At 51.2% G+C, this 14,132-nt stretch carries 16 protein-coding genes and 3 pseudogenes; 6 read left to right on the top strand and 13 right to left on the bottom strand.

Annotated elements, in window-relative coordinates:
• Window positions 1-12: 12 nt before the first annotated feature.
• The 13 genes and pseudogenes from R2K26_RS12460 to R2K26_RS12400 all read right to left on the bottom strand — a co-directional run bounded on the left by R2K26_RS12460 (window position 13) and on the right by R2K26_RS12400 (window position 9,299).
• The gene (locus R2K26_RS12460; RefSeq protein WP_118739823.1) at window positions 13-453 is read right to left on the bottom strand and encodes an XF1762 family protein; all 441 of its coding nucleotides are present in this window, start codon (window positions 451-453) and stop codon (window positions 13-15) included.
• A gap of 13 nt (window positions 454-466) precedes the next feature.
• Window positions 467-1,336 (bottom strand): VirB6/TrbL-like conjugal transfer protein, CD1112 family, encoded by an 870-nt coding sequence (locus R2K26_RS12455; protein ID WP_021633196.1) that lies wholly within the window; start codon window positions 1,334-1,336, stop codon window positions 467-469.
• A gap of 80 nt (window positions 1,337-1,416) precedes the next feature.
• Window positions 1,417-1,515: pseudogene (locus R2K26_RS12450) on the bottom strand (Maff2 family mobile element protein); the annotation flags it as partial.
• A gap of 785 nt (window positions 1,516-2,300) precedes the next feature.
• Window positions 2,301-2,429, bottom strand: a pseudogene (locus R2K26_RS12445) (Maff2 family mobile element protein); the annotation flags it as partial.
• 93 nt (window positions 2,430-2,522) lie between these two features.
• On the bottom strand, window positions 2,523-4,310 hold the full coding sequence (locus R2K26_RS12440; RefSeq protein ID WP_316521890.1) for a VirD4-like conjugal transfer protein, CD1115 family: 1,788 nt from the start codon (window positions 4,308-4,310) through the stop codon (window positions 2,523-2,525).
• The gene (locus R2K26_RS12435) at window positions 4,307-4,783 is read right to left on the bottom strand and encodes a PcfB family protein (protein ID WP_118684023.1); all 477 of its coding nucleotides are present in this window, start codon (window positions 4,781-4,783) and stop codon (window positions 4,307-4,309) included. Before R2K26_RS12435 ends, R2K26_RS12440 begins: the two co-directional genes overlap by 4 nt.
• An 82-nt stretch (window positions 4,784-4,865) precedes the next feature.
• The gene (locus R2K26_RS12430) at window positions 4,866-5,213 is read right to left on the bottom strand and encodes a hypothetical protein (RefSeq protein WP_116705172.1); all 348 of its coding nucleotides are present in this window, start codon (window positions 5,211-5,213) and stop codon (window positions 4,866-4,868) included.
• A gap of 48 nt (window positions 5,214-5,261) precedes the next feature.
• Entirely contained in the window at window positions 5,262-6,098 is an 837-nt protein-coding gene (locus tag R2K26_RS12425) for a DUF6017 domain-containing protein (RefSeq protein ID WP_316521878.1), read from the bottom strand.
• Window positions 6,099-6,125: 27 nt separating this feature from the next.
• On the bottom strand, window positions 6,126-6,908 hold the full coding sequence (locus tag R2K26_RS12420; RefSeq protein WP_316521877.1) for a phosphoadenosine phosphosulfate reductase family protein: 783 nt from the start codon (window positions 6,906-6,908) through the stop codon (window positions 6,126-6,128).
• Between the two features lie 34 nt (window positions 6,909-6,942).
• The gene (locus R2K26_RS12415) at window positions 6,943-7,446 is read right to left on the bottom strand and encodes a hypothetical protein (protein WP_007883215.1); all 504 of its coding nucleotides are present in this window, start codon (window positions 7,444-7,446) and stop codon (window positions 6,943-6,945) included.
• A gap of 19 nt (window positions 7,447-7,465) precedes the next feature.
• Entirely contained in the window at window positions 7,466-7,729 is a 264-nt protein-coding gene (locus tag R2K26_RS12410; protein WP_021633188.1) for a DUF5720 family protein, read from the bottom strand.
• A complete protein-coding gene (locus tag R2K26_RS12405; protein ID WP_205488139.1) occupies window positions 7,719-8,333 on the bottom strand; it encodes a hypothetical protein in 615 nt (204 codons plus the stop codon). The genes R2K26_RS12410 and R2K26_RS12405 overlap by 11 nt, the downstream gene beginning before the upstream one ends.
• Before the next feature lie 51 nt (window positions 8,334-8,384).
• The gene (locus tag R2K26_RS12400; protein WP_316521858.1) at window positions 8,385-9,299 is read right to left on the bottom strand and encodes a ParB/RepB/Spo0J family partition protein; all 915 of its coding nucleotides are present in this window, start codon (window positions 9,297-9,299) and stop codon (window positions 8,385-8,387) included.
• 260 nt (window positions 9,300-9,559) lie between these two features.
• On the opposite strand from R2K26_RS12400, the pseudogene R2K26_RS12395 reads away from it, so the two are divergent.
• From R2K26_RS12395 to R2K26_RS12370, 6 genes and pseudogenes are all read left to right on the top strand, one after another.
• Window positions 9,560-9,784: pseudogene (locus R2K26_RS12395) on the top strand (tyrosine-type recombinase/integrase); the annotation flags it as partial.
• A 745-nt stretch (window positions 9,785-10,529) separates the two neighbouring features.
• Window positions 10,530-11,135 carry a helix-turn-helix domain-containing protein gene (locus R2K26_RS12390; RefSeq protein ID WP_087375882.1) on the top strand — a complete coding sequence of 202 codons (606 nt, stop codon included), beginning with the start codon at window positions 10,530-10,532 and terminating at the stop codon, window positions 11,133-11,135.
• Window positions 11,136-11,181: 46 nt separating this feature from the next.
• Window positions 11,182-11,361 (top strand): hypothetical protein, encoded by a 180-nt coding sequence (locus R2K26_RS12385; RefSeq protein ID WP_087375883.1) that lies wholly within the window; start codon window positions 11,182-11,184, stop codon window positions 11,359-11,361.
• 125 nt (window positions 11,362-11,486) lie between these two features.
• Window positions 11,487-12,314, top strand: coding sequence for an AAA family ATPase (locus R2K26_RS12380; RefSeq protein ID WP_347474785.1), 828 nt, complete (start codon window positions 11,487-11,489; stop codon window positions 12,312-12,314).
• The gene (locus R2K26_RS12375) at window positions 12,268-13,212 is read left to right on the top strand and encodes a ParB/RepB/Spo0J family partition protein (protein ID WP_117705410.1); all 945 of its coding nucleotides are present in this window, start codon (window positions 12,268-12,270) and stop codon (window positions 13,210-13,212) included. The genes R2K26_RS12380 and R2K26_RS12375 overlap by 47 nt, the downstream gene beginning before the upstream one ends.
• 200 nt (window positions 13,213-13,412) lie before the next feature.
• Entirely contained in the window at window positions 13,413-14,120 is a 708-nt protein-coding gene (locus tag R2K26_RS12370; RefSeq protein WP_117705409.1) for a hypothetical protein, read from the top strand.
• Window positions 14,121-14,132: the final 12 nt, after the last annotated feature.

Here is a 14,132-nt window from a genome sequence, read left to right as displayed (position 1 = left end):
AGAAATCCCCCTTTACAAGAGCTTTTCATATCGAAGTTTCATCTGCGCCGGGTACAAAGCGGAGGCGGGCTTGCGGCTGCCTGTCCAGCATTTGCCGCCTGCCATGCCTGCACAGCTCCAGCCAGCGGCGCGGAGGCTGCTGCCATTCTCGCTATCCAGCGTATAGGTGATGATCTTGCGGTATCCCATTGCCTTTGCCGCCCGCGCAGATGCGGCATAGAGAATACTGCAAGCGTTTCTCTCGCCGGTGGTACAAAGACGATTGACTTCCAATGTCCAGCCATCATCCAGATACCGGCTTACCGGACGGCCTACGATTGCAACGCCAACAAGCTCTCCATCCTTGGCACAGCCGATGGAAAACTTATGCCCAGCAGTTGCCTTGTGGTGCCGGTGATGCGCATTAACAAAAGCGTTCGCTGTTGCAAGGGTAACGGGCGTGAGCGTCAGCATAGTATCACCCCCGTTAATGTGCATTGAACACAGACTTGGCAAGGCTGCTGGTTTTGAACAGGCAGAAGCACAGCAGCACCGTGTAGCCCATGCAAGTCCAGATGGCGTAGATGATGTCATCTACAAGCGCGATGTTCTGCACCAAAACCGCGTAAATGGCAACGCAGACGATAATCAAAAACGCTTGGAAGCCCAGTGCCAGCAGGGAGCGGATGTAGTTCTGCCCCATGCCGCCCCATTCCTTGCCCATCATGGTCGCCATCGGAATTGGGGCAACAGAGGTGACGAGATATATTTCAATCATTCTTCCGAATGTGATAATGAAAATGCAGATGGTCAGCGCCCACATGGTAATGCCAACAAACAGCGACTGGAACCATAGGCCGAAGAGCGGCCCCAGTTCCATTTCCATCAGCCGATCCTCAATGCCCACCATGACGCTTGAAATGTTGATGCTGGTGTCGCCGATAATCAGCCCGGAGGCGCTGGCAACGACGCTTTGGGCGGCATCGAACACGCCCATCACAATCGTCCATGTGTTTGTTACGATCAGGACAGCGGCAGCGGACTTGAACGCCCACTTGAAGAATATCCATGTGTCCATGTCGTTGAGGTTATTTTTGTCGGTAATGAGCTGGATCAGCTCCAGCGTCATCACAAAGGCGAGAATTGCGCCTGCGATGGGGACGATCACGGTTTCCGACAGGTTTTGTATCATGCTGAAAATGCTGCCATTCCATGCCTGCGGCGATAAGCCCACCTGACCGGAGATCTCGGCAACCTTTTGATTGGTCGCATCGAACATCCCGGACAGATTGCTCACGATACCGCCGATGAGCATTTCTTTCAGCCATTCCGTGATCTTATCCCATAAGAAATCCATAGGGTTGCCCTCCTTTCGGGAGGATGCCGCCAGAAAGCGGCACCCTCCGTGGATTTATGGGAAGCAAACGAGCTGCCTGATTAGCCGAACAGACCGGACAGCAGCGGCACGAGGGTAATGCCAATCAAAGCCACCCCGCCACCGGCCATCAGCTGCTTCATGCCCTGAGATTTAGCACCAGATAGCCATAGGTAAGCATTTGATATGATCTCCAGCTTTTCCCCGGCTCCACACCGTGCGTGCAGCTTTCACCGCACACGGCGTTCCATCGAATTTGGTCATACAGGGCTTGCGACACTTTGTGTGTGCTTCTTTTGCCAAATTCGACTTGTGGCCTTTCCTCCACCGTTTACTTTTTCACGGCTTCATAGGTACTACGCCACTACTTTCACTGAAACAAAGAATGGTTATTGCCTTCTCACGAAGGTATTCCCATCCACCATCTCGCAGCCTTGCAACAGGCTAAATGTTTTCAGCTTCCTGCGTTCCGATATTTCTATCATGGGCCGCATTTAGGTTCTTCCTCTAAGCCTGTATTCAATTCTTTACGAATCGTGCCGCCTGTAACGGCACATGGACTTTCATAACAACCATTTTTACTTGTCCACGAATACCTCCGTATAAGGAGTACCACCGTTTCGATGGTATCAACGTTTAGACTTGTACATTCAGAAGTTCGTCAGTATTTCCATACATACTAACCATGTGCGGCTGACACCCGGCATATAGGATGCGCTATCCACCTCTGGACAGCTTTCGATTTCAGCCTTGCAGCCAAAACTACGGCATCTCTCTGCCGACTTCACCGAGCTTCTGACAATCGGCGGTTGCGCACCTATGCCAGTCGGAGTATTAGTGTGGACGCTTCGGGGCGTTACCCCCCTCATTTCATCCATCGAAATATCAGTTCTCCTAGGTTTTGGACTTCATTCGTCCTTCGACCTGTGCCTGACCTTTTCAGTCAGGAACGCATCGCACGGTTGTCGTTGCCGTAGCCCTCCAGCAGATTGATCGCACCCCAAATGCCGAGGCCAGCGCCCAGCGCCACAACGAGGGTCTGAAGAACACCAACAGCAGAATTAAAGAAAGCCATAAATAGTACCTCCGAAAAATATGTTTTAGATTTTGGAGGGTACATTTCTTCCACGAAGTTTCATCGAGTCGTTGTCAAATTAGACTGCCGCCGTCAGGCGACAGGTTCACCGGAAAGGTCTGCCTGATACACCTCAACTGCATCATCCGGCTTGAGCTTGAGGCGATGGGACAGAAAACGCTCTATGTCAAAGGCGTATTTCTTGTCATAATCCGCTGTGTAGCGGTAGAGGGGATGCTTGGTGAGATCATATTTGTTGGACAGAAACGGGCGGACGCCGCGAAGCTGCAAGATGCACTTGCCGCCATCCAGCACGGCAAGCTCATCTACGCTCATCAGCTCCTTGCCCAATTTCTGATAGTTCAGCGAATGGGAAACCTCGCGGCCACGGCTCTCGCCGGTGTTATAGCTGTCGATGGTTTCCTTGCCCAGCGCCGCCGCCAGCTCTTTCAGCGTACCGGGTTCCTTTCCACCCAAAAAGATGGAACAGTCCATGTTGCCGATGATCGTATCCGCGCTGTCTTTATACAGGGCTTTAAGCTGGCTCTGTGCCTGCAAGACAAGGCAGCAGGAGATTTCTCTGGAACGGATCGTCGCAACCAGCTTTTCAAGTCGCGGTATCTGCCCGATATTCGCGGCCTCGTCGATCAGGCAGCGGACATGAACCGGCAAGCGTCCGCCGTACACATCATCTGCCTTTTCGCAAAGCAGATTGAAAAGCTGGGTATAGCACATGGAAATGAGAAAGTTAAAGGTATCATCCGTGTCGGACATGATGATGAACAGGGCGGTTTTCCGGTCGCCCAGCGTGTCCAGTTGCAGCTCGTCATAGGCCGTCAATTCCCGCAGCTCCTGAATGTCAAAGGGAGCAAGCCGTGCGCCGCAGGAAATAAGTATGCTTTTCGCGGTCTTGCCGGCACTTAGCTTGAATTTGGCATATTGGCGGACGGCGAAGTGGTCTGGCTTCCGCTTTTTCAGCTCCTCGAACATCAAGTCTACCGGATTTTTGAAGTCCTCATCGTCCTCGCGCACCTCCATCGCATTGATAAACTCAATGAGCGTGGAGAAGTTCTGTTCCTCCACCGGCGCTTCATAGTGGATGTACCCGATAAGGGCGGTATAGAGCAGCGTTTCTGCTTTCTGCCAGAAATCGTCCCCGGCCTTGCCCTCACCCTTGGTGTTGGCGATCAGCGTCGTGACCAGCTTCAAAATGTCCTTTTCCGAGTGGATGTAGGCGAACGGATTATAGTGCATGGACTTCTTGAAGTTCAGGGAATTGAGTATCTTGATCTGATACCCATTCTTTTGCAGAACATGGCCGCAGGAAACCACGATGTCCCCTTTGGGATCGGTGACAACGAAGCTGGTGGGATAGGTTTTTGATGTGCATTGGAGCAGATTGGGCTTCAACCAAAAGCGGGTCTTGCCCGAACCGCTGCCGCCGACGATTAGGACATTTTTGTTCCGCGCCGTTTTTGGGTCTTTGGGGCGGCTGTTCATCGTCAGCCGCTCCGTCTGCGTGAGAATGATGTTGTTCTCAAACGCGGGATCGACGTAGGGCTTGATGTCCTCGGCGGTTCCCCAGCGGGCGCTGCCGTACTCCAGATTTTTGCGGAATTTCTTGGCATTTTTGCCCTTGATATAGACCGCCAGCCGAATAGCGATGGCGGCGGCAACGCCCACGCACAGGTCAATGGGATGAAAGCTGGGGACAAGGGAGTGAAACGCCGTGTTCAGACCGGTCATAATGTTCAGCAGCTTCGCGGAAGCGTCCGAACCGGGAGCCAGCCGCACCGCCTCGCTGACCTTGGTGGCCAGCAGTGCGATGGACACATACGGAATATTGGGAAGAATGAGCTTTTTGACGTTGACTTGCTTCATCGTTCCAGCTCCTTCCGCTTGGTTCTGTCCACCACAGCCGCCTGAATGAGCGACTTGAAGTGTTGCAGCTTTTCCAGTACCGAGGGGCGTTCCGCCTTTCTGACCTGCTTGGCGGTATATTCCTTGAACGCGGCGGTCATGGCGTCGGCGTCCGGCGCTTTGAAGAACACCATGTATCGCTTTTCACCCTTGACCTTGAATGGAGCGAAGTCAATGCCATACTTCCGGGCAATCCGGTTGAATGAGCCGATATTCTGATCGGTGACTTCAATGCTCTGCAATCCCTTATCCTTGGCGGCAAGCTGCTTGACGGTCATTTTCCCGTGGGGATTGGCCTTGCTGTACTGATGCTTCTGGCGGTCGTTTTTCAGCTGCTCCAGCAGCTTGGCAACGGCTTTGCGAAATTCCTGTTCGCCCAGCTTTCCGCAGGAGATCATCAGGGATACGATTCTCTGTTCAACTTCTTCCTGCATGACTTATCACGCTCCTTTCCTCCGATTTGCAGGGAGAACGCCGGGACACTAAGGCGGTACCACCAGCCGGTGCAGAAGATGCTCATTCATTTCTGCGCCCCTGTCCCTTGACGGTCAGGATGCCGTCCAGCGTGGTGGCGGTGATCCGCAGGCGCTCGGCCACGGCGATGTCGTTTTTCACGCTTTCATTCACGGTGCCGCCGCAAACCACCAGCACACGAGCGCGGCGCAGATACTCCCGCGCCATGTCGATGCAGTCCTTGTGCTCCTGCGGAATCTCATCGCGTAGGAACAGCGGCAGAAACAGCGTGGGGCAGACGGGCGAAAAGCCCGCGTCATAGACCGCCCTGCAATACTTGGCGGCATTTTCGGTGTTCTCAAACTCGTTCTCGCTCCACGGAGCGGTGATGTAGGCAAGGGGGCGTTTCATCGGTATCAAATCCTTTCTCCCGGAATCGGGCATGAAAAATGACGGCCTTTAGGGGCCGCCGTGAAAATCGTGATTGACCAGCATGGCGTAGTGGTTGTCGATGGTGGAAACGGAATTGAACAGCGCCGCCATGAGATAGGCTTTCGTATTCCAAACGCGGGTGGTGTTCTCGCGGATACCGTCCATGACCTTTTCGACGTGCATGGAGGTGATCTTTTCAAAGCGCTGTTGGACGAAGCCGGTGGGATACTCCGCATCCCGCCCGATCTTGACCGTGGGGCTGCGGTTCATAGCGACCTCCAGCATGATCTCCACCAGCTCATCAAGCTGCATCCGGTCATACTGCTGACAGAGAATGTCGTATTCGATTTGCTCTCTGATCTCCGCTTTTTTCTCAAATCCGTCCGTCATTCCGTCCGCCGCAGGCAGAAAGAATGAATGAGTGCTTGATCGATCAGTATTTGATTTTTGAGTATTAGATTTCTTAGTATTTAATTGCGCGGGATTATCCGTATCCGGTGCCTCCGTATCCGGGTTATCCAGATACGGGTTTTCCGTATCTGGTAAAGTCGTATCCGGTGGAGAGGGCTTTCGGGGCTTCTCGAAGATGGTGTACTCCGTGTCGGAAATGCGCCCGTCCTTGCCGCGAAGCTGACGGCGGATGATGTAGCCCGCCAGCTCCAGCTCCTTGAGCGTTTTCCCGATGGCGTCCACGCCCTCCTTGCAGATCGCAGCCAGCCCCCGCGTGGTGTAATTCCACTCGTCGGGGAGGGAGAGCATCATGGAGAGCAGCCCCTTGGCTTTCAGGGAAAGATTGCTGTCTTTCAGGTGATGGTTGCACATCACCGTGTAATCCCGCGTCCGTTCAACGCGAAATACAGCCATATTGCTTCAATCCTTTCCGCAGGGCAGTCAACCTGTTTGGCCGTCCTCCTCGGCAAACCGCGTATCCAGCCGCTTTACGCTCCAGTTCTGCTTGAACTGTCCCAGCGGGCCGGTGCCGAACTGCGCCAGCGCACGGCGATCCAGCTCCAGCAGCTTTTCCCACAGCTCCGGGTGATGCTTTCGCAGCTTCCGCAGCTCGTCGATACGCTGGAACGGGCAGCACCAGCAGGACGCACGGTGGTAAATCTCATACAGTCCGCCGAAGTCAAAGCCACGGTCGTAACAGGCTTGGAGCGCCTGCGCCTCCGTGATGCCCCATTCCACGAGGGGATACCGCTCATTCTTGCAGCGCCACGCTTCATCGGCGGCGATGCCGACATAGTGAATCGCGCCCAGCTCGCCTTTGAGCCGGTTGACCTCCTTGGTGATAAGGTGCGTTTTGAGCTGCCCGGTACACCAGCGGACACGGATTCCCGGCCAGCCGTTGCCGTAGGGCGGGATGCCCAGCTTTGCGCGGTTTCCCAGACTGCGGGGTTTCTGCTTGGGTTCGTCGAACATCAGGTATTCAAAGCCCTTGGGATGCCGCAGCGTGGTGATATGGATGCCGCGCTCCCGGAAAAGATGCTCGTCCAGTTTGGCAAGGTGTTCATACATTTCCGGGAACTCCATGCCGGTGTCCGCTGACAGCACCATGTCGATGGGCATATCCCGTTCGATCATCAAAAGCAGCATGGCGGTACTGTCCTTGCCACCGGACAGGCTGACGGCGTGAAACTGCTTGCCGTTTGCGTTCTGAATGGTTTCCCGCATGGGGAAGCCGCTCCGTTTTCACTCCTTTCCCACATCACAGCTCATAGATGGGCTGCTCGTGTTCGTAGTAGGGATCGCACAGGGCGGCAAGCTCGGCCACCAAGTCCTCCAAATCCAGAGAAATCTCGCTGTCTGCCCAATCGCTGCCTTTGTAGACGCGATACTCGGTGACGTATTCGCCTTCTCCGGCGTTCACGCTGAATTTGGCAACGACGGCAAAGCCCATATCCTCCAGCAGCCACAGCTCCATCGACCGGGCGGCAAACACCGCGCCGATATAGCTGTCGCCCACGTCCTCATAGAGAAGTGTCGCTCGCTGCTTGAACAGCTCCGCGCTGCGATAGTCCAGACTCAGCGCATTTTTGCCGTCTGCGCGGTAGGCATAGACCGTCTCAGCCTTGTTCCAAACGGCTTGCAGCAGGGCGTGATAGTCGATGTTTTCCAGAAACTCGTCGATCTCCGTTTCCGTGTAGCCGACCTCCGTACCCTTGCGGAACAGCGTGGTCAGCGCTTTTTCCAGCTCTGTTACTCTGCTCATGGTAATTCCTCCAATCACTTTAGTGACGCCGCTTTTTCCGGTCAGGGAGGATATGCCCCTCAATGACGGCGGCGTGTTTGCGGATTTTGATTTCTCCGCGCCTCTCGGATGCCTGCGCCTTGGCATATCCCACGTCGGAGAGGAACAACCTCAGCCGTTCGCCCTTTTCACCCACAGGAGATTTCCATGACAGGACATCAAAAATAATCATGTGGCGGGTTTCGTCCATAAAGCGCTCCAGCGCAAGGATGCTGTGCCCGCCGACAAAATCATCAGCGTTCATATTCGGCACCTCGCGCTCTGATCTGAAAGGCGGCAAGCCCATAGCGGGCGATCAGAGTGGCGTTGACGATCAGGCGCAGCGCCTCCGGGTCAATCACCTCCGGTTCTGCTAAGTCCGCCATCGTGACCGCCTCCGTCTTGTCGCAGAGGTCGCGCGCCGCCATGAACAGCGCGTAGTTGTGCGGCGAGGTGTTTTTCAGCACCGCATAGCCGAACTCGATCCCGTCCTTGCAGAAGCAATTTGCCGTGCGGCGGTAAATATCGTCGTTGGAGGTCAGCAGGTACATGGCCGCATAGTAGGCGTTGGTGTCTCTGCGGCGGCGATAGCCCTGCACGGCACATTGATACTGCATTCGGCGCTCATGCTGCTCGTTGCTCCAAAGGCTTCCGGGATAGTGCTTGATCAGCAGGTTCAGGCGCGAGGACAGGCGGCGGTCGCGGGGGAATGTTTCCATGACGGCCTCGCGGTAGCCGACCACACCGGCCTCGATACGCTCGGCCAGCCACGGGCAGCGCAGGGCGGTACAGCCCAGCTTTTTCACATACTCGGTACAGAGCTGGCAGCTCACATCTTTGGGGGTATATTTGAACGTGTTGATATACATGGCGTCCTCCTTTTGGCATGAAAATAGCGGACAAACAAACTGCTTGTCCGCTCAACGGCTCTGGTCGCGCTGGCGCTTTTTCTGCCATGCGTCCAGTAATTTGAAGATGGTGTTCTCGATCTGGAACGGGGTATAGGAACGCGGGAAGTATTTGCGGAGCTTTTCACCGGAAAGGGTAATGTCGTTTTTCTCAGGTTTCTTCTGCTCCATCATAATGGAGAGCATGGTGTCCTCGTTCAGCTCACCGCTCTGACTGAGCTTTTTCATCCGCTGTGCCTGCGAGAGCGAGGGGGTGGCCTGTTCGCTGTCGATGGTTTCCAAAAGCAAGCCCTGCTCTTTGGGAGTCAGCGCCGCGATCTGATAAGCGGGACTGAGGGCGATTTTCTTCTCGTCCACCATCTGCTGAAGCTCCGGGACTAACTGCGTCAGGGCGATGTAGTTGCGGATGGTATCTCCACTCACACCGGCATCCTGACCAACTTCATCATCGCTGCGGAACTTCGCCGAAATTTTCGGCGAAGTCAGATCCGTTCGTGCGCCCTGCCGCTTGATGGCCTCCATCTTCATCTTGTAGGCTTTGGCGCGTTCGGAGGGGAGAATGTTCTCACGCTGAAGGTTGCTGTCCACCATGATGATGGTGGCAGCGTCCCGGTCAATGTCACGGACAATAACCGGCATGGTGGCCAGTCCTGCCAGCTCGCAGGCGTGTTTGCGTCGGTGGCCTGCGATCAGCTCATAGCCGCCGTCCTCCCGTGGCCGCGCCAGCGCGGGGACGAGGACGCCGTACTCCTTGACGCTTTCGGCGGTTTCCTGCATGGACGCATCCTCTCGCACCTGAAAGGGATGATCCGGGAACGGGTGCAGCTCGGAGAGCGTGATTTGGATGACAACCTCCTGCGGCGGTTTCAGTTTTTTGGATGTCGAGGGCTTTTTGCCCGGTTCTTTTTGCGCTGTTTTTTCAGGCATTGTGTTCCTCCTGTTGGCATCTGATTTTGGGTACAAAAAAGGACATTTCTTCTTTTCAGAGGAAATGTCCTGATTTCTTGGACGGACTGACAGCCCGCCCAAACGGTATTTTATTTTTGTCGTTACTATAACACCCCCTACGAAATAACTACTTCGCGGCTCGATTTTTCGGTTTGGAAAAGGATGAAAAACCTTGCCAGATAACCGAAAACCCTTGATATACGGGGCTTTTCCGGTTTGTCGTAATTATACCGTAAGGGCACAGTTGTGCAAGCCTGCTTCTTGCAAACGGCGTACCGCTGAAACAAATTCAAGAGTGGTTGGGGCACAGTGATTTTTCCACCACCGCTAACATTTACGCCCACCTTGACTACACTTCAAAACTGTCCTCGGCAAAGGCAATGGTCAGCGGAATGGCACTTCCCGAATCGGTGAATTTCGGCAGCAAGTGGGCTGAAATTTCAGCTGATGACGGAAAGAACTGATTTTTTTCGGTTCGAATACGCCAAAATGCCGAAAATCGCCTTGTTCTTTCCAAAAAACGGACTGTTCTTTCCATAGTTTTGAGCCGATTTTGAGCAAACGAGCAAAAAAGAAAAGTCCGGCAAACCCGCTTGTTTACTGGACTTTTTGGCGGAGAGTTAGGGATTCGAACCCTAGGTTCCTTTTGGGAACACAGCATTTCGAGTGTTTTACTCCCAACACACTTTAGCGGATTTTGAGAAAAAATGCCCCATTTTAAGAGTAAATGCTCTTGTCCGCAAAAAGTGGTTACCATCTCCGTTTTGGCTGCTTCCGACAGTTCGAAATGCGAGAGAACTATCGGAGAGAACTAACCGTACTGCTATCAAACATAATAACCGAAAAAGCCCGTAAAATCAATGGTTTTGAGGAATACGGCAACTAAAAAGGTCATTCGATTTCGAATGTGTTATGTGATATGGAAAGTGTTAGAAAGGAGCAGAAAATAATGCAAGAAAAACTACTTTATTTACAGGTAAAATCCGAGCCAAAAGCGGCGAAAAGCGGCAAAAAACCGTGAGTTCGAATGGGTTTCAAAAATGGCTCAAAAAAAGCAAAAAAGAGAGAACTTGGAGAGAACGGAGAGAACTCAGGAGAGAACAAAACCCCTTTTCCCACCTACTTTTCAGGCACTCTCAAAATACTATTGGAGAGAACTTTTACACCTTTCTTCTGCTGTTGACCAAAAAGCGCAAAGAGGTGTAAGTGATGATTACAGAAAAATATTGCAACGAGATTTTGCAGCAATACCCCGAATACATAACCAAAGACCAAATGTACCGTATCTGTCATATCAGCAAAAAGACCTGCTTGTTTTTATTGGAAAGCGGTCTTGTGCCGAACATAGATAGCGGCAAAAAAACACGCCGCTTCAAAATCAAGACGGTTGATGTTATTCAGTATTTGAAAGACAGAGATGATTACCCAGAGCTATTCAAAGCTCCAGACGGCTTTTACAAAGGAAAAGGCGGAGATAAAAAAGCTCCGTCCTTTGATGAGGTGTTCACACAAGAGGATTTAATCCGTATGCGGCAGTATTATGAACGACTGCTAAAAAACAACCCAGATGTTATGTCGGTTGAGCAGGTAGCTCAGTTTACGGGCTACAATAAAAATTCGGTTAGTCGCTGGTGCGGTAAAAAAGAGCTGAAATGCTTTTATATCAAACAGCGTTATCAAATCCCTAAAGAGTATCTATTGGATTTCCTTGTAAGCAGATATTTCATAGGAATTGCCGTGAAGTCTGTCAAGCACCAGAGGTTTAATGAGCAAATACGAAAATTGCGTACAGGCAGCGATGGCACAATGGCGTAATTTCTTAAACATATCTATAATGAAAAATGAAACGGAGGTATTCGTTATGAAAGATAAAACCTACCACGCATATCTGGATAGCCACGAGCGACAGTTGGTAATACATAGCCTTGTAGAGCTGAAAAACAGACTGATACAGGAAGGTAGATACACGGACTGCGTTGACGAGCTGATTTTCAAGGTTGTCAATGCTCCTGTTAAGAAAATGAAAATTGAACATATCTAAGGCATATCACACATAGCCGCTTATTCTTATTCACCTAAGAGTAAGCGGCTTTTTTGCGTTCTCTCACTCTTTTACATAGCCGCCTTGACAAAGCGGCTAAATTTATGCGAAAGGAGGACGCACAAATGTCAAATTGCAAAGTGATTGCTCTGACCAATCAGAAAGGCGGTGTCGGTAAAACGACCACGGCGGTCAATCTGGGCGTAGGTCTGGTACAGCAAGGAAAGAAAGTTCTGCTCATTGATGCTGATGCACAGGCAAATCTCACAATGGCACTCGGCTACAACAGACCTGACGATATACCCATAACGCTCTCCACCGTAATGCAGAACATCATAGACGATAAATCTCTTGATGTTTCGCAAGGTATCATACACCATAGCGAGGGCGTTGACCTGCTTCCGTCCAACATTGAGTTATCAGGCTTTGAAGTAAGGCTTATCAATGCTATGAGCCGTGAGCGTGTTCTGAAAACCTATGTAAATGAGGTTAAGAAGAATTACGATTATGTGCTTATCGACTGTATGCCCTCTCTCGGTATGATAACGATAAATGCTCTGGCGGCGGCAGACAGCGTGATTATCCCAACACAGCCGCACTACCTTTCAGCGAAAGGTTTGGAGCTGTTGCTTCGCTCTGTGTCAATGGTAAAACGACAAATCAATCCCAAGCTGCGGATAGACGGTATTTTAATGACTATGGTAATGCCCCGTACCAACATTTCTAAGGAAATCACGGCAACGGTAAAAAGTGCCTACGGTCAAAAAATCAAGGTGTTTGATACTGAGATACCGCATTCTATCCGTGCGGTGGAAGCTACCGCAGAGGGCAAGAGCATTTTTGCTTACGACAAAAGCGGTAAGGTTGCCGCAGCTTATGAGCAGTTCGGAAAGGAGGTGGCAGAGATTGGCGAGAAGCAGAGAAACCAAAATCGAACTGACCGCTTACGATGACCTTTTTCAGACAGATGAAAGCCGTGCAGAAGCAAAGCTGAGTAAAATCAGAGATATTCCCTTATCGCAGATTGACGAGTTTCCAGACCACCCGTTCAAGGTTTTAATGGACGAGGATATGCAGCAGCTTGTCGAGAGCATTAAGCGAAACGGCGTAATGACCCCTGCTACCGTTCGGCTTAAAGAGGACGGACGGTATGAGCTTGTAAGCGGACACAGAAGAAAAAAGGCTTGCGAGCTTGCGGGGCTTGAAACGCTGAAATGTGAGGTTAAAGAGCTGACCCGTGATGAAGCCATTATTGTAATGGTAGAAAGCAATTTACAGAGGTCAACGATTTTACCGAGTGAGAAAGCCTTTGCCTATAAAATGCGGCTTGAAGCGATGAACAGGCAAGGACAAAGGAATGATTTAACTTCTGTGCCAATGGCACAGAAGTCCGAAAAAAAGACTTCTCGTGAAAAATTAGGAGAACTTGTCGGAGAAAGTCAAGACCAAATCCGCCGTTTTATCCGTCTGACCGAGCTTGTTCCCGAAATCCTGCAAATGGTAGATGAAAGGCAGATTGCTTTTCGTCCTGCCGTTGAAATCTCTTATCTGACCGAAGAACAGCAATACACCTTGCTTGAAGCTATGAGCTACAACGACGCTACCCCGTCGCTTGCACAGGCTATCAAAATGAAGAAGTTTATGCAGGAGGGTAAGCTGACAGGCGAGGTTATCCAGAGCATTATGGAGGAAGAAAAACCCAATCAAAGGGAAAAGCCTGCTTTCCGTGACGAGAGGATAACCAAACTCATTCCTAAATCTGTTCCCAAAGGACAGGAAGCGGATTTTGTTGTAAAAGCGTTGGAGTTTTACAACCGACACTTGCAGCGAAACAAAGCTCAGGAACGATAGCCGCACACCGAGGGCGAGGTCTGCCCGTTTTCGTGGATAGCCGCTTTTTCGGCTTCCCCCTCTCCACACCTCACCCCCTTTTTTACTACCAAGACTATCCGAAAAAGGAATATATGCAAAACTCTTTGTTTGAAAGATTTTCTACCTTTGAGAGCTTCTGAGGTTTTTCGTATAATGAAGCCGCAAAGGAGGTCTATGCTATGCGAAAAAAGATGATTGCAATGCTATTTGTGCTGATATTGACATTAAGCGGCTGTGCTGATGTTTCAACAGCTCCCGAAGAAAGTGATAATTATGAGTTTGTAGCGGAAACAGAAGCCGCCGCCGAAACAGAAAGCACAGAAAGCAGTTTTTTCTCGGAAAGTAAAGAAAGTGAAAGTGCCAAAACGGATACTGAGCTTGAAAGCAATGCCAAAGTTACAGAGTATGAGCCTGTTGAAAGCGAAACTTCAAAACAGAACGAGCCTGTATCGCAAGGAAAAAATCAAGTATCTGAAACAAAACCTGCGGTAACGGAAAGCAGCTCTGCTCCTGTCGAAAAGCCAGAGAAAACAGAGCCGCCTGCGGAGATACCACCGCAGACAGTTCCCGAAGATACAAAGCCTAAAACCGCCTATGATTATGAATTTGACATTGAAACGGTCAAGGAAGATTGTATCGGCATTGGTCTGGATATGGGGCTTGCCTTAGACAGCTCACTCACTCCGAGTAATTCTACTTGGTGGAAACCTGTAACGGCATCACAGAACAATCAGGGCGAAGCATTAAAGCAGAGCCTTGAACGCTATATCACATTCCATACTGTCGAAAATCTCGGCGCATACGGAATTGATGAAATCACAACTTTTAATATTTATTGCGAAGCAAGAGGAAACGGCAGCTACTCGATTTATTTCCTCTTTGCGTGAGCAGCTATCAGG

This window comes from Neglectibacter sp. CSJ-5, from assembly GCF_032490475.1.
Lineage (GTDB): Bacteria > Bacillota > Clostridia > Oscillospirales > Acutalibacteraceae > Hominenteromicrobium > Hominenteromicrobium mulieris.
This window is presented reverse-complemented; position numbering and strand designations above follow the sequence as displayed.

Excerpts from the sequence above, each read along its gene's own strand:
- R2K26_RS12370 (WP_117705409.1), top strand. The coding sequence starts at position 13,413 with ATGCGAAAAAAGATGATTGCAATGCTATTTGTGCTGATATTGACATTA.
- R2K26_RS12385 (WP_087375883.1), top strand. The coding sequence starts at position 11,182 with ATGAAAGATAAAACCTACCACGCATATCTGGATAGCCACGAGCGACAG.
- R2K26_RS12425 (WP_316521878.1), bottom strand. The coding sequence starts at position 6,098 with ATGGCTGTATTTCGCGTTGAACGGACGCGGGATTACACGGTGATGTGC.
- R2K26_RS12455 (WP_021633196.1), bottom strand. The coding sequence starts at position 1,336 with ATGGATTTCTTATGGGATAAGATCACGGAATGGCTGAAAGAAATGCTC.
- R2K26_RS12430 (WP_116705172.1), bottom strand. The coding sequence starts at position 5,213 with ATGAAACGCCCCCTTGCCTACATCACCGCTCCGTGGAGCGAGAACGAG.
- R2K26_RS12405 (WP_205488139.1), bottom strand. The coding sequence starts at position 8,333 with ATGTATATCAACACGTTCAAATATACCCCCAAAGATGTGAGCTGCCAG.
- R2K26_RS12435 (WP_118684023.1), bottom strand. The coding sequence starts at position 4,783 with ATGCAGGAAGAAGTTGAACAGAGAATCGTATCCCTGATGATCTCCTGC.
- R2K26_RS12415 (WP_007883215.1), bottom strand. The coding sequence starts at position 7,446 with ATGAGCAGAGTAACAGAGCTGGAAAAAGCGCTGACCACGCTGTTCCGC.
- R2K26_RS12390 (WP_087375882.1), top strand. The coding sequence starts at position 10,530 with ATGATTACAGAAAAATATTGCAACGAGATTTTGCAGCAATACCCCGAA.
- R2K26_RS12400 (WP_316521858.1), bottom strand. The coding sequence starts at position 9,299 with ATGCCTGAAAAAACAGCGCAAAAAGAACCGGGCAAAAAGCCCTCGACA.
- R2K26_RS12380 (WP_347474785.1), top strand. The coding sequence starts at position 11,487 with ATGTCAAATTGCAAAGTGATTGCTCTGACCAATCAGAAAGGCGGTGTC.
- R2K26_RS12440 (WP_316521890.1), bottom strand. The coding sequence starts at position 4,310 with ATGAAGCAAGTCAACGTCAAAAAGCTCATTCTTCCCAATATTCCGTAT.
- R2K26_RS12460 (WP_118739823.1), bottom strand. The coding sequence starts at position 453 with ATGCTGACGCTCACGCCCGTTACCCTTGCAACAGCGAACGCTTTTGTT.
- R2K26_RS12410 (WP_021633188.1), bottom strand. The coding sequence starts at position 7,729 with ATGAACGCTGATGATTTTGTCGGCGGGCACAGCATCCTTGCGCTGGAG.
- R2K26_RS12420 (WP_316521877.1), bottom strand. The coding sequence starts at position 6,908 with ATGCGGGAAACCATTCAGAACGCAAACGGCAAGCAGTTTCACGCCGTC.